General features: G+C 72.0%; 12 protein-coding genes and 1 pseudogene. 6 read left to right on the top strand and 7 right to left on the bottom strand.

Annotated features, from left to right (window positions below):
• Nucleotides 1-16: 16 nt before the first annotated feature.
• The 3 genes and pseudogenes from QFZ76_RS07465 to QFZ76_RS07455 all read right to left on the bottom strand — a co-directional run bounded on the left by QFZ76_RS07465 (nt 17) and on the right by QFZ76_RS07455 (nt 2,219).
• Complete coding sequence (locus QFZ76_RS07465) at nt 17-688, bottom strand: phosphatase PAP2 family protein (protein ID WP_307672970.1); 672 nt, start codon at nt 686-688, stop codon at nt 17-19.
• Between the two features lie 70 nt (nt 689-758).
• A pseudogene (locus QFZ76_RS07460) lies at nt 759-1,614 on the bottom strand (M56 family metallopeptidase); the annotation flags it as partial.
• 47 nt (nt 1,615-1,661) lie between these two features.
• Nucleotides 1,662-2,219 carry a DUF5134 domain-containing protein gene (locus QFZ76_RS07455; RefSeq protein ID WP_307672969.1) on the bottom strand — a complete coding sequence of 186 codons (558 nt, stop codon included), beginning with the start codon at nt 2,217-2,219 and terminating at the stop codon, nt 1,662-1,664.
• A gap of 164 nt (nt 2,220-2,383) precedes the next feature.
• Here QFZ76_RS07455 and QFZ76_RS07450 point away from each other — a divergent pair, with 164 nt between their 5' ends.
• The 3 genes from QFZ76_RS07450 to QFZ76_RS07440 all read left to right on the top strand — a co-directional run bounded on the left by QFZ76_RS07450 (nt 2,384) and on the right by QFZ76_RS07440 (nt 7,312).
• A complete protein-coding gene (locus tag QFZ76_RS07450; protein ID WP_307672968.1) occupies nt 2,384-4,063 on the top strand; it encodes an FUSC family protein in 1,680 nt (559 codons plus the stop codon).
• On the top strand, nt 4,060-4,602 hold the full coding sequence (locus QFZ76_RS07445; protein ID WP_307672967.1) for a MarR family winged helix-turn-helix transcriptional regulator: 543 nt from the start codon (nt 4,060-4,062) through the stop codon (nt 4,600-4,602). The genes QFZ76_RS07450 and QFZ76_RS07445 overlap by 4 nt, the downstream gene beginning before the upstream one ends.
• 130 nt (nt 4,603-4,732) lie before the next feature.
• Complete coding sequence (locus QFZ76_RS07440) at nt 4,733-7,312, top strand: cellulosome protein (protein ID WP_307672966.1); 2,580 nt, start codon at nt 4,733-4,735, stop codon at nt 7,310-7,312.
• 13 nt (nt 7,313-7,325) lie between these two features.
• Here the strand turns inward: QFZ76_RS07440 and QFZ76_RS07435 are convergent, their stop codons facing one another.
• From QFZ76_RS07435 to QFZ76_RS07425, 3 genes are all read right to left on the bottom strand, one after another.
• Nucleotides 7,326-8,378, bottom strand: a complete 1,053-nt coding sequence (locus tag QFZ76_RS07435) for an aldo/keto reductase (protein ID WP_307672965.1) — start codon at nt 8,376-8,378, stop codon at nt 7,326-7,328.
• Between the two features lie 90 nt (nt 8,379-8,468).
• Nucleotides 8,469-9,233 (bottom strand): VOC family protein, encoded by a 765-nt coding sequence (locus QFZ76_RS07430; RefSeq protein ID WP_307672964.1) that lies wholly within the window; start codon nt 9,231-9,233, stop codon nt 8,469-8,471.
• 120 nt (nt 9,234-9,353) lie between these two features.
• Entirely contained in the window at nt 9,354-9,746 is a 393-nt protein-coding gene (locus QFZ76_RS07425; protein WP_307672963.1) for a VOC family protein, read from the bottom strand.
• 71 nt (nt 9,747-9,817) lie between these two features.
• Between QFZ76_RS07425 and QFZ76_RS07420 the strand changes: the two genes are divergently transcribed.
• Nucleotides 9,818-10,348, top strand: a complete 531-nt coding sequence (locus tag QFZ76_RS07420; RefSeq protein WP_307672962.1) for a GNAT family N-acetyltransferase — start codon at nt 9,818-9,820, stop codon at nt 10,346-10,348.
• Between the two features lie 48 nt (nt 10,349-10,396).
• Here the strand turns inward: QFZ76_RS07420 and QFZ76_RS07415 are convergent, their stop codons facing one another.
• Entirely contained in the window at nt 10,397-11,080 is a 684-nt protein-coding gene (locus tag QFZ76_RS07415) for a glycerophosphodiester phosphodiesterase family protein (protein WP_307672961.1), read from the bottom strand.
• A gap of 283 nt (nt 11,081-11,363) precedes the next feature.
• On the opposite strand from QFZ76_RS07415, the gene QFZ76_RS07410 reads away from it, so the two are divergent.
• Both QFZ76_RS07410 and QFZ76_RS07405 read left to right on the top strand, forming a co-directional pair.
• Nucleotides 11,364-12,761 (top strand): DUF6421 family protein, encoded by a 1,398-nt coding sequence (locus QFZ76_RS07410; protein WP_307672960.1) that lies wholly within the window; start codon nt 11,364-11,366, stop codon nt 12,759-12,761.
• Nucleotides 12,762-12,811: 50 nt separating this feature from the next.
• Nucleotides 12,812-13,558, top strand: a complete 747-nt coding sequence (locus QFZ76_RS07405) for an SDR family oxidoreductase (RefSeq protein ID WP_307672959.1) — start codon at nt 12,812-12,814, stop codon at nt 13,556-13,558.
• Nucleotides 13,559-13,583 lie beyond the last annotated feature (25 nt).

Here is a 13,583-nt window from a genome sequence, read left to right as displayed (position 1 = left end):
CGGCCGGGGTGGGCCGTCACCGGCGGTGCCGCTGGTGGACCGTCACCGCCAGGGCCACGACCATCGCGCCCAGCAGCCAGCCGCCGATCACGTCCGAGGGCCAGTGGACGCCCAGCCACACGCGGGTCAGGCCGACGCCGACGACGGAGATCACGGCCACGGTGACGGCCGCACGCCACAGGATCCGGTCGGCGCCGTGGTGGTGCAGCAGCCACAGGAGGAGGCCCAGCACGACCGTGGCGGTCAGGGCGTGGCCGGAGGGGAAGGCGGCGTAGTGGGCGGAGTCGACGGGGTCGGGCCAGACGGGCCGCGGGCGCCCGACCACGGCCTTGAGACCCTGCTGCAGCACTGTGCCCAGCGCGGCGGTCACCGCCAGCCATCCGGCCGTCCACCAGGCCGCATGCCGCCACACCAGCCACACGACCACGACCGCGCACAGGATGCGCATCGTCCACGGGTCCCAGACCCAGTCCGTCAGGATGCGGGACGTCTGGGTGACGTCCGGGTCGTCCACCGCCCAGCGGTGAGTGGTGTCGGCGATGTCGCCGTCCAGGGTGGACAGGGGATGCCACTCGGCGGCGACCAGAGCGATCAGCAGCGCCGAGCACAGCGCGAGGATGCCCGCGGCGCGGGCGGCGCCGCGGTACGCCGGCGGGCGGGGCGGGGATTCGACGGGCGGAGTGTGCATGCTGCGATCCTCGCCGAACCGTGGGGCACGAAGCCAATCCCACGTCCCGCCCGCCCTTTCGGGCACCACATCCCAGTGCCCGCGACCCCGGTACGAACGCCGGCGGCACCGGCGCGACCGGCACCAGCGCGGCCGCCGCCGTCAGCCGCAGCCGACGGGCCGCCGTGAACCGGTCCGGGGACGCGAGCAGCCGGTGGACCCGCTGCGGCACCTGCGCCTGCGGGGCCGGGCAGGGGCCGAACACTCCCCGGTCCTCGTCGAGCCCGACCAGGGCGAGCGCGGTGGTCAGCCGGCCGAAGCGGCGGGAGGCCATGTCGTCGGCGGCGAGCTCGACCAGCCGGTGCATCTCGTCCCGGAACGCGGCGAAGACCGGCACCTGCGGGAACCCGCCCGTCAGCGCGGCCGAGCAGTGCAGCAGCCAGTCGTGCCGGGCCTGCGCATGACCCTCCTCGTGGGCGACGAGGGCGTCCAGCCGCCGGCCCTTCAGGCGGCGCAGCGCGGCCGTGGTGATGACGAGCCGCGGCGCCGCGCTCCCCAGACACCAGGCGTCGGGCCGCTCACCCTCAAGGACGACGAGCCGACCGCCGGCGGCCTCCTCGACGGACCACAACGGGGCCCGAAGCAGGAGTTCGGCCTGGCACAGCCGACGGCGGGCACGCGCCCGTACGACTTCCCGGACCAGCATTGCCGCGCTCCACACCCCGCCGCAGGCGAGCGCCACCGCGGTCGCGGCGGCCCACGGTTCGGCCGTACCGAGCGTGTACGCCTCAGCAGCACGGCCGCCACCACGCTCCCCCAGGGCCCCCCAACCACACCCACAGCGCCGGCACCGGTTCACGGTCCGCCCAGTCGGCCCGGGCCGGCAGCCGGGGAGCGACGACGGCGGTCAGGGCGCCGAGCAGCAACAGTGCCGCGGGGAGCATCATGAGCGCGTACGACGGTCCGCGCGGCCGGCGTCGCGGCGCCACCCGCGTCAGAGCGTCAGCAGCATCGCCACCATCCCGATCCCCATCGACAGCCGGCACGCCCGCGCGAGCTCCGGCCGGTCGCGCCACGCCCCGGCCGCACCGCCGGCGGTGACGGGGACGGGGACGGGGCCGGGGACCAGGCGTACGCCGGACAGCAGCACATAGGCGGTGAAGTAGAGGAGGAGCGCCCCCGTCAGCGGCGGGATCCCGGCGCCGCCGGATGCGGCGTGGTGTCCGGGGGAGGCGGCCATGACCACCGCCATGTAGACCATGGCCGAGGCCCCCACGAGGTGGTGCAGATGGTGGGCGCCCGCCCGGGCCGCCCACAGGGCGTGCAGCGCCGCCGCGCCGAACACGACCGCGTAGGCGGGCCAGGCCCAGGACGGGGGTGTGAACGCCGTGGCGGGCACGGCCATCGCGGCCATGCCGAAGCCCATCAGCGCCTCGCCGCCCGCGGCCCGGCGCTGTTCCTCGACGGTGCTGCGCATCCGCAGCAGGCAGTACGCCCCGGCCGCCGCACACAGCGCCACCAGCAGCCAGCCGGGCGAAGCCGGTCCGTGCACGCCCACCTCCCCGCTCGACGGTCGGTGCTCGACGGTCGGTCAAGGAATGCCCGGGCGACGCGGGCGCGCAAGCGAGCGCAAGGGGGCAAGCGGGGAGCATTGGGCGGAGCACAGCAGGTGAGCGGCTATCTTTTACATGTAAAACACCTGCTAATCTTGTCCTCATGAGCCGTGCCGCCCCCACTCCCGTCGCTCCGCCCGCCCGCCGCCTCCCCCTCGCCGGTGTGCTGCGTCTCGGCCGGCCCTCCGACATCTGGTTCAAGCCGGCCCTGAGCGTGGTCGTCGCCGTCGCCCCGCCCAACCTGATCCTGCTGGCCCTCGACCGGCTCGACCTGGCGATGTACACGATGGCCGGGTCGCTGTGCGCGCTCTACGCCCACAACCGCCCCTACGCCGCCCGGGCCCGCGCCCTGGCCTGGGTCGTCCTCGGCATGATCGGCGGCCTCGCCGTCGCCCTGCTCGCGGCCTCCCTCACCTCCAGTGCCGTCGTTCTCGTGGCCGTCGGCGCCGTCCTGGCGGCCGTACAGAAGGTGCTGTGCGACGCCACCCGGATCGGGCCGCCGGGCAATGTGGTCCTCACCTTCATCAGTACCGCCGCCCTGTTCGCACCCCAGTCCCTCGGGCAGATCCCGGCCCACCTGGCGCTGGCCGTCGCGGCGGGCGGCTGGGCCTGGCTCATCGGCATGGCGCTCGGCCTGCTGCGCCCGCACGGCCCGGAGCGCCGCGCCACCGCACACGCCCTGCACGCGGCAGCCGCGTACGCCACCACGCGCGGCACCGGTGACGGCCACGCCCGGGCCCGCGCCGCCGCGGCCGCCGCCGTGCAGGCCGCCTGGCAGTCGCTGCTCTCCGCCGGCGCCCCCACCGGGACGCGGCGCGCCCTGGAGCGGCTTGTCGTACGCGCCGAGATCGCCCTTGCGGCGCCCGCGGACACGGACCCGGAGCGGCTGCGCACCTGGGCCCGCGCCCTGCGCGGCACCGGACCGGTCCCGCAGGCCGGCCCGTTGCCCGCCGAGACCGACGAACTCCTCGGCGTGGACGCCGAATTCGCCGCCCCGGCCCGCCCGTGGTGGAGCCGGCTCGGACCGCTGACCCCGCTCGCCGTCCGCACCGCCCTCGGCTGCGCCCTCGCGGGCTACGCCTCGCTCGCCGTCGGGGTCGGCCGCCCCTACTGGGCCCTGGTCACCGCCGCCTCGCTCTACCAGGCCAACCTCACCCTCACCTGGAGCCGGGGCGTCCAGCGCGTCGTCGGCAACCTCGTCGGCGTCCTCCTCTTCGCCGCCGTGGCCCCGCTGGCCCACCTCGGCCCGGCGGCCCTGGTGCTGTGCTGCCTCGCCTTCAACTTCGGCGCGGAGGCGCTGATCAGCCGCAACTACTGGCTCGGCAGCGTCTGCGTGACCCCGATGGCCCTGCTCATCACCGAGTTCGCCGGCCACCAGGAGCCCGGCCGGCTGATCACCGAGCGGATCGTGGACACCGTCGTCGGCGCCCTGGTCGGCTTCCTTGCGGCCGTCGCCGTCACCAACCGGCGCGCGGGCACCGGCGTGGAGCGTGCGCTGACCGCCGTCGAGCGCTCCCGCGAGCGCGCCGCACGCCTCCTGGCCGAGCCGCACCCCGCGTCCGCGGCCCTGGAATCCGCTCGCCGCGGTCTCGCCGCCGCGCTCGTCGACCTGCGCGCCACCGCTGAGGCCGCGTCAGGCGAATGGTGGCAGCGGGCCCTGCCGCACGAGAGGGTCGTGCTCGCCGAGCAGTCCGGACACCGTACGCTCGCGGCGACGGTACGGCGTCAGGGACTGCACCTGGACCGGCGCACGGACGAGACGACGGAGGACGTACGGCCATGACGGCGAGCAGCGGAGCGGGCGCCCCCGGAGCGACGAGGAGCGACACCGTCGCCGCGGTCGTCCGGCAGTGGCAGTCCGTCCACCCCGACCTCGACACCGGCCCCATGGAGATCATCGGCCGCATCAACCGCTCCGCCGCCCTCCTCCAGCAGGCCGAGGACGCCCCGCTGCGCCGGGCCGGGCTCAGCCGCCCCGAGTTCGACCTGCTCGGGGCGCTGCGCCGCACCGGCCACGAGCTCACCCCCGGCGAACTGGCCCGCGAGACCTTCTCCTCCGGCGCCGCCGTCACCAAGCGCCTCAAGGCCCTCACCGAACGCGGCCTGGTCGAGCGCCGCGGCGACGCCCGCGACCGCCGAGTCGCCCACCTGCGCCTCACGGACGCCGGGCGCGACCTGGTCGACGGCATCCTGCCCGAGCAACTGGCCTATGAGACCGCCGTGCTGTCGGTCCTGGACTCCACCGAGCAGGACGAAATGGCCGAACTGCTCTCCGGGTTGCTGAACCGGCTCGAGGGGCTCCAGGGGGTACTGCGCCCTTGAACCCGTCTCCCGAGCCCGGGTTTCGGAAGTTTCGGAGACTGGCGCGCCATTGACGTCAGCAGCGCATGGTTCTTACGTTCGACCAGGCCGGTTCGGATCATCGATCGGCGTACGACATGCCGGACGAAGGATGGATGCCGTGACAGCCGAGACCCCCGCCGCCCCCGACACCCTCACCGTGGACCTCGGCACCGAGACCGGCCCCTTCCACGGCGGCGCGAGCGGAACCCTCTACGGCCTGTACGGCGACGGGGTGCCCAGTCGCACGCTGGTCGAGGGCATGTACCCCCGTACGGTCACCACCAAGGCCCAGGACGGCATCCAGCACCCCGGCGGCGACGCCCTGGAGATCCTGCCGCCTTTTGTCGCGGCCGGCGGCCAGGACGTGTACGTCTACCTGCCCGACTTCTACCGCGGCTTTCCGTACGAGTGGCCCGGCGCCGACGGCGAGGAACGGCTGGCCGGTTTCCTGGAGATCGTCCGCCGTCAGGTGGAGCACGTCCTGACCCTCGGCCCGGACAGGTCCCACGTCGTGTACGTCCCGTTCAACGAACCCGAGGGCAACATGTTCGGCGAGGGGGAGTGGAGCCACGACGGGGTCTCCTGGCGCACCGACCCGCGGCACTACTTCGCGGCCTGGAAGAAGACATACCACCTCATCAAGGGCCTCGACCCCGACGCCCGCATCGCCGGCCCCAACACCTGCATCCTGTATCCCGAGGTCCGAGGCTTCCTGGAGTTCGCCAAGGAGCACGACGTGCTGCCCGACGTGATCACCTGGCACGAGCTGTCGTCACCGGCCGAGGTTCGCACGAACGTCGCCAAGTACCGGGACATGGAGCGTGGGTTGGGCATTGGCCCGCTGCCCGTCAACCTCAACGAGTACGCGCACAACTACCACGTCTCCGTCCCCGGCCAGATGGTGCAGTGGATCTCCGCCATCGAGGAGTCCAAGGTCGACGCCGACCTGGCGTACTGGAACATCGCCGGCAACCTCAACGACTCGGCGGTGGAGGCGAACAAGGCCAACGGCCAGTGGTGGCTGTTCAACGCCTACGGCCGGTTGACCGGAAACACCGTCCGGGTGGTGGCCCCGTATCCCAACGTGCAGTACACCCTCCAGGGCGTCGCCTCGCTGGACACGGCCAAGCGGCAGGCCCGCGTGCTGTTCGGCGGCGCGGCAGGCACCGCGGACGTCGTCTTCGAGGGCGTCGACCCCGATGTCTTCGGCACGACCGTGCACCTACGGCTCCATGAGATTCCCTGGACGGGGCAAGTCGGCGCGAGCGCCCAGCCGTTGCGGCTGCGGGACGAGGAACTTCCGGTCGTGGACGGCCGGGTGACCCTGCCGGTGAGCGACCTCGACGCGATGTCCGCCTACCAGGCCGTCCTGTCGCCCGGCGGCAACGGAGCCGCGTCCCTGCCGCCCGCGATCCGGTGGCGGCGGACCTACGAGGCCGAGGACGCCACCTACACGGGCACCGGCCACTCGAAGAACGGACCCGAGGGATCCCCCTCCGACGTCGACAGGTTCGCCACCTCGGGCGGCTACCACGTGGGCGGCCTGCGCACCGGTTCCGACGGCGTGCTCGCCTTCGACGTCGAGGTCCCGCACGACGGGACGTACGACGCCAGCGTGTTCGCCAACTCCTACAACCAGGCCGAGTTGGTAAGGGAGTTCGGCCCCACCAACGTCTTCCTGCGCGTGGACGGCGAGACCCCGCGCGAGCTGCGGCTGCCGCTCGGCTACAAGTGGGCCGTGTGGGGCCACACCGACACCCGGGTCGAGCTGACCGCGGGCAGGCACCGCATCACGCTCGCCGCGCAGGACCCGGACCTCGGCGTCACGAAGGGCGACGCGGTCGTCGACAAACTGGACCTCGCCCTGCGCGACGACGACGGCACCGACCTGTACGAGGCCGAGTACGCGTCCCTCGGCGGCGGAGCGGTCGTCAGCCACGCGCACCGCGGGGCTTCGGGGCCCGGCGCCGCCGTACTCCCGCGCGGGGGCACGGTCACCTTCTGGGTGCACGCTGCCGACGACGGCGAGGCGAGCGTGACCGTCGACGTCCTCGGCCCGGGGGAGGGTCTGCTCGCGGTCAACGGCGAGGACGTCGGCCGCGTCGAGCGGGGCGCCGTACCGCTCTTCCTGGCCGGAGGCGTCAACAAGCTCACCGTCACCGGGACTTCGGAACTCCTCGTCGTGGACCGGCTGCGGGTCGGCCCCTCCCGTGACCTGCTGCCCAGCACAACCCACCCGGCCGAGGAAGGCGCCCTGACCGGCACCGCGAAGGTGACCGGATACGCGTACGCCACCGGCGGCAAGGCGGTGGACGGCATCGGCGGCGGCCCCGACAACGCGCTCACGCTGACCGTGACGGCGGACCGCACCGGACGCCACGCGCTGACCGTCCGCTACGCCAACGGCGAGCAGGCGCCCGCCACGCACTACAACCCCGACCCCGTCTGCCGCCACGCCGACATCTGCGTCAACGGAGCCGCCCCGCGCCGCGTCCTGTTCCCCACCACCTTCCACTTCAACAACTTCTGGAACCTCTCGGTCCCCGTCACTCTGGAACAGGGCACCAACACGGTCACCTTCACCGCCGACGAACTCCCCGACTTCGGGGGTGCGTCGCGCAACCAGTACGGTCAGCGTTCCGCCTACGCGCCCGTCGTCGACCAGGTCTCCGTGACCCCCCTGTTCTAGAGGCCGCGCTGCGTTAGAGGATCTCGGTGGCGGTGCGGCGGTAGGTCGAGCGCCGGTCGTCGATCTCGGACCAGCGGTCGCCGTAGATGGTGCCGGTGATGGCGGGTTCCCGTACGAAGTCGTGCGGGAACCCGAGCGATGCGGCGCTCACCTCGTCGAGACGGGCCACGGCGTCGGCGTCGAGCCGGACGTCCACACAGCCGAGGTTGTCGGCGAGCTGGCTCTCCTTGGTGGCGGCGACGATCGGCACCACGTTGCCGGGGCGACCGAGCAGCCAGGCCAGGGCCACCTGGGCGGGACTCCAGCCGCCCTGCTCGGCGATGTCCAGGACGGCGGAGATGACGTCCTCCTCCTGAGAGGTCGGCCTGTCGTCCCAGAGGTCCAGCCGCCCCGACTCGCCCCTGCGGTACTTGCCGGTGAGCTTCCCGGCCGCCAGCGGCGCCCAGGCGAGCACGGCGAGGTCGAACGCCCGTGCTTGCGGGAGCAGTTCACGCTCCGGCGTCCGCTCCAGCAGGTTGTACCGCAGCTGCGAGCCCGCGAAGGCGGTCCAACCCCGCAGCTCGGCCAGGGTGTTGGCCTGCGCGATCTCCCAGGCGGGCCAGTCCGAGACGCCGACGTACAGCACCTTCCCGGTCCGTACGAGGTCGTCGAGTGCCCGCATGACCTCCTCCACCGGCGTGAAGTTGTCGCGGGCGTGCACCCACAGGACGTCCAGCCGTTCGGTCCGCAGCCGCTCAAGGCTCGCCTCCACCGACTGCACCAGGTTCTTGCGGTGGTTGCCCGCGGCGTTGACGTCCCCTTCGCGGATCCCGCAGGTGTACTTGCTGGCCAGGACGAACTCGTCGCGCCGCCCTTCGAGCAGTTCCCCGAGGATCCGCTCCGAACTGCCGCCCGTGTAGATGTTCGCCGTGTCGACGAAGTTGCCGCCGGCGTCCGCGTAGGCGTCGAGGATCCGGGCGCTGGTCTCCTTGTCGGCACCCCAGCCCAGGTCGTCCCCGACGGTCATCGCCCCGAGACTCAGCTCGCTCACGCGCAGACCGGTCTTGCCGAACAGTGTGTAACGCACGCACTTTCCCCTTCAGGCAGATCGTGCGTACGACGCTAGGAGCTGGAGCGCGCTTCAACGCAAGGGCAGGTCCTCAGCGAGCGCAGGCCCTCAGTGTTCGTAGCCCGCGATGTACACGCCGAACATCGCCCCGGCCGGATCCCGCAGCACCGCGATCCGCGGACCGTCCGGCACCGACATCGGCTCCATCAGGATGGTGCCGCCCGCCTCGGTCGCCGTGGCCGAGGCCGCGTCCACGTCCGGCACCGCGAAGTACGGCAGCCAGTGCGGGGGCACCTCGTGCGGGAACTTGTCGTCCATCGTGACCATGCCGCCGAAGTCCGATCCGTCGAGGCCCCACTGCGTGTAGTGCTCCGAGGCGTTGACGCTCCAGCCGAACACCGTCGTGTAGAAGTCGACGGCCCGCTCGGGAGCCCTGGTCATCAGCTCCACCCAGCCCAGTGAGCCGGGGGCGTTGAGCAGACCCGCGCCCTCGAAGCCCCCCGCCTGCCACAGATGGAAGGCGGCGCCCTGCGGATCGGTGACGGAGGCGAAGCGGCCCATGCCGGGGACGTCCCCGGGTTCGAAGACCACCGAGCCGCCCGCCGACCTCACCTTGTCCACCGTGGCGTCCACGTCCGACACGGCGAACGTCACGTACCAGACGACGGGCTGCGGCTCCTCGCCCAGCGGGACGAGCGCGGCGACCGGGAGGTGCCCGAGGTAGGCGATCGTGTAGCCGCCCATCTCCTCCCGGCTGTCCGTCTCCGTCCGCCAGCCGAAGAGAGCGGAGTAGAACGCCTTGGCCGCCGTCAGGTCCGGCGCTCCCACCTCGGCCCAGCAGGGCCCGCCGGCCACCGGCTTGTCGAGTTTCATGACGTCACGGCCTTCCTCCCGACGCGGGCGTCTCCTTTCGCACGCTAGCGCCGGTCCGCCGGCCCGGCCATCCGGCGGCGCGGAGCGGTCCCTCGGGCCGGGAGTGCCTTCCGCGGTGGCTCAGCTCCCGGGCCGGTACCGCATCGGATGGTCCGCCGGAACCTCCACCAGCGCGATCCGCGTGCCGTCCGGGTCCCTGATCCACATCTCGATCAGCCCCCACGGCTCCTTCACCGGCGGCCGCACGATCTCGACCCCCTTGGCCCGCAGCTCGTCGTACGCGGCGGACACGTCCTCGACCTGCATCCACAACCGCACGGCCGGCGACGGAGCCGCGTCGGACTGCCCGGACACCTCCAGGAAACCGCCCCCGAGGAAGTAGACGGTCCCGCGCTGCGGCCCCGTACCGAACTCTCGATAGACAGCGAGCCCCAGCTGCTCGCCGTAGAAGGCACGGGACCGTTCCGGATCGGTGGGGCGCAGCAGGATCCTGCCGCTCAGTACGTGCACCATGCATCCGGAGCCTAGTGGCGGCGGGCTACTCTCGTCGGTGCCCGAGCCGCCCGAGAACCGGAGAGTCGACCATGGAAACCGCCCTGACCTTCCGCGATGCCACCGACGCCGACGTGGACGCGCTGGTCGCGCTGATCGAGTCGGCATACCGCGGGGACGACAGCCGCAGTGGGTGGACCACCGAGGCGGACATCCTCGAAGGGCAGCGGACGGATCCGGAGGGCGTGCTGGAGGTCATCAAGTCGCCCGACAGCCGGCTGCTCACGGTCGAACGCGACGGGCGGGTCGTCGCCTGCTGCCAGCTCGAACATCGGGGCGCCCACGCCTACTTCGGGATGTTCGCGGTCAGCCCGGTGCTCCAGGGCGCGGGCCTCGGCAAGGTGATCATCGCGGAGGCGGAGCGGATCGCCCGCGAGACCTGGGGTGTCACTCAGATGCACATGACCGTGATCTCCGTACGCGACGACCTCATCGCCTGGTACGAGCGCCGCGGCTACCGCCGTACGGGAAAGATGACCCCCTTCCCGTACGGCGACGAGCGCTTCGGGATTCCGCAGCGCGACGACCTGCAGTTCGAGCTGCTGGTCAAGGAGCTGTCATAGGCGATACGCCGGTCATCGTCGGACCGGTCATCGTCACGCCTTTCACCGTCACGCCGTGAAGCGGCCGGTGCGTTTGATCTCCGGGTAGTCGGTGGTCGCGCCGTCCAGCTCCAGGGCCCGTACGAGCCGCAGGTGGTCCTGCGTGTTCACCACCCAGCCGATGATCTTCAGGTCGGCCTTGCGCGCGTGTTCCACCACCTCCAGCGTGAGCCGGCGGATGTTCAGGCAGACGGTCGCGGCACCGGCCGCGACCGCGCGGTCCACGATGTCGGGGCCGAACCGGCTGCCGATGAGCGCGGTCCGTACGCCGGGCACCAGCCGGGCGATCTCGGCGATCGCCTCGTCGTGGAACGAGGACACCTCCACGCGTGCGACCAGGTCCCGGCGGTGCATGACCTCCGCCAGCGCGCGCGCCGCCGCCACGTCCTTGATCTCGGCCTGCAAGGGCGCGCGCACGCCGTCCAGCACCTCCTCGAACACCGGGACCCGCTCGCCGCAGCCCGCGTCCAGGGCGCGCAGCTCGTCGAGGGTCTGCTCGGCGATCGGGCCGGTGCCGTCGGTCGTACGGTCCACGTCGGTGTCGTGCATCACGACGAGGGCGCCGTCCTTGCTCAGGTGCAGATCGAGTTCGATGACGTCGAGGCCCGCCTGCTCGGCGGCGACGAAGGAACGGAGGGTGTTCTCGGGTTCGACACCCATGACTCCGCGGTGACCGATGGTGAGGAAGTTCAAGGTTCGACTCGCTTCCGTCGGGGGCGGCTCGGCAGCTCGCGCGGGCCGGGGCGGACGGGCGCGCGGGCAGATCGCAGCCTAACGGCCTCGCCCCGCGATGGACCCGGTCCGGCGACGGGAGCGGGTGTACGAAGCGGAAGCGGTTGCCGCGCGCGTGTCAGGAAGGAAAATATCCTGTGACCATCGGGGTGGCGCGGGATAATTTCCCGAGTGCGGACTTGCTGGGAGAAACCCCCTGTGCATACGGTGTCCTGACGCGAGGTTCTCCCGTGGAGGATGGGACATGACGGAAATTCTTGTGCAGGTGGGTTCGGGGGACCAGGTTCCTCCCGCGGCCAGGGTGGTGGAGCATCCGGCGTGGCCCGTGCTCAAGGATGCCGTGGAGCAGATCCGGCCATGGCAGTCCAAGGACGGATCGATCGACTTCGACGCCGAGGGCGCTCCTGACCGGGCGGACGCCGAACGCACCGTGCGGCGTGTCGTGAGCGCCGTCGAGGAGCTCTCCCCGCTGCTCCCGCACGACACCGCCTACCACCAGGCCCTGGTGAAGGATCTGCGCCGCTGGGCGGACGGCGGCTTCCTGGTGCCCGACTTCCTCGATTCGCTGCTGGCCTTCCAGCCCGCCGCGAGCCGCGCGGACGGCCTCCAGCACCTGGTCGTCTTCCCGATGTACACGCAGAACGGCAACCCGGACCGCAACCTCGAAGCGGTCGTCCTGCGCATGGTCTGGCCGGACTGGCTGGCCGAGCTGGAGCGCACCCGCTACGACAACCCGCTGTTCTGCGGCATCACGTTCGAGGACTTCACGGCCGGCTACGACACCAACTCGGCGGTCCTGTTCCCGGAGACCATCGCCGTGCGCGAGGCCCCCGAGCGGTTCAGCTGGGGCGGGATCTTCTGCGACCGCGAGGCCGCCCGCTTCCGCCGGGTGACCGCTTCCGCGGTGGACATCCTGGGCCTGGAGCTGCCCGAGGACGTCGCCGACATGGTCCACGACCAGAAGCGCTGCGAGGAGGCCTTCGTGCTGTGGGACATGGTCCACGACCGCACCCACAGCCACGGCGACCTGCCCTTCGACCCGTTCATGATCAAGCAGCGGCAGCCGTTCTGGATGTACGGCCTCGAGGAGCTGCGCTGCGACCTCACCGCCTTCAGGGAGGCCGTGAAGCTGGCGGCCGACGGCGTCCCGCAGGCCCGTGACGTGCAGTACGCCGTGCTGTTCGACCGCATGTTCCGCTTCCCGGTCACCGGCGAGCGCGTGCGCAACTACGACGGCCTCGGCGGCCAGCTCCTGTTCGCCTACCTCCACAAGCACGACGTCGTCCGCTGGACCGACAACAAGCTGTTCATCGACTGGCAGCGCGCGCCCCAGGTCACCAACCAGCTGTGCGCCGACATCGAGCAGCTCTACCGCGAGGGCATCGACCGCCCCAAGCTCGTCCACTGGTTCGCCGGCTACGAGCTGGTCTCCACCTACCTCGCCCCGCACCCCGGCTCCCGCTGGGCCAAGGGCCCCGACGCCCTCGACCTGAGCCAGCCGCCGCGAAAACTCGTGGATGGCGTGCTTCCGGACGAGTTTCCCCTGAGCATGTTCTATGAGGCCCTCTCCAAGAAACTGAAGAACGTGATCGCCTCCACCAAGGGCATCACGGCGGAGAGTGCCGAACGGGTCGCCGCGTGAGCGATCGCGTGCACGGCGAACCAGCGCACACTGCTCAGGAGGCGAAGATCATGGGGAATGGGGCTCTCAGCGGTGCGGTGATCGCCGTGGCCGGCGCGGGCGGACCCGCGGGGCGGGCGACGCTGCTCAGGCTCGCCGAGGCGGGAGCGACCGTCGTCGGCGCGGACAACGACCCGGAGCGGCTGGCGGAGGCGGTGGACGCGGCGCGCTACAGCGCCGGCGGCGCCACCGTCACCGGCGAGACCGTCGACCTGCTCGACCTGGGCTCGACCCGGGACTGGGCCGTCCGTACCGAGAAGGAGTTCGGCCGGATCGACGGCCTGGTCCACCTCGTCGGCGGCTGGCGCGGCAGCGAGACGTTCGTCAAGACGAGCCTGGACGACTGGGACTTCCTGGAGCTGCTGCTCATCCGCACCGTGCAGCACACCTCGCTGGCCTTCTTCGAGGGTCTTCAGCGCAGCGAGCGCGGGCGGTACCTGCTCATCAGCGCGGCCGGCGCCTCGAAGCCCACCGCGGGCAACGCCGCCTACGCCGCCGCCAAGGCCGCCGCCGAGGCCTGGACGCTCGCGCTGGCCGACGCCTTCCGCAAGGCCGGGGGCGGCGACGGGCCGAGGTCCGCCGCTGCCATCCTGGTGGTGAAGGCGTTGGTGCACGACGCGATGCGCGCCGAGCGCCCCAACGCGAGGTTCGCGGGCTTCACCGACGTCAAGGACCTGGCCGAGGAGATCGTCGAGGTCTGGGAGAAGCCCGCCGCAGAAGTGAACGGAAAGCGTCTGTGGCTGACCGAGAAGCCGTGATACGAGAAGCCGTGATGCGAGAAGC

The sequence above is a fragment of the Streptomyces sp. V4I2 genome, from assembly GCF_030817655.1.
Lineage (GTDB): Bacteria > Actinomycetota > Actinomycetes > Streptomycetales > Streptomycetaceae > Streptomyces > Streptomyces plumbiresistens.
This window is presented reverse-complemented; position numbering and strand designations above follow the sequence as displayed.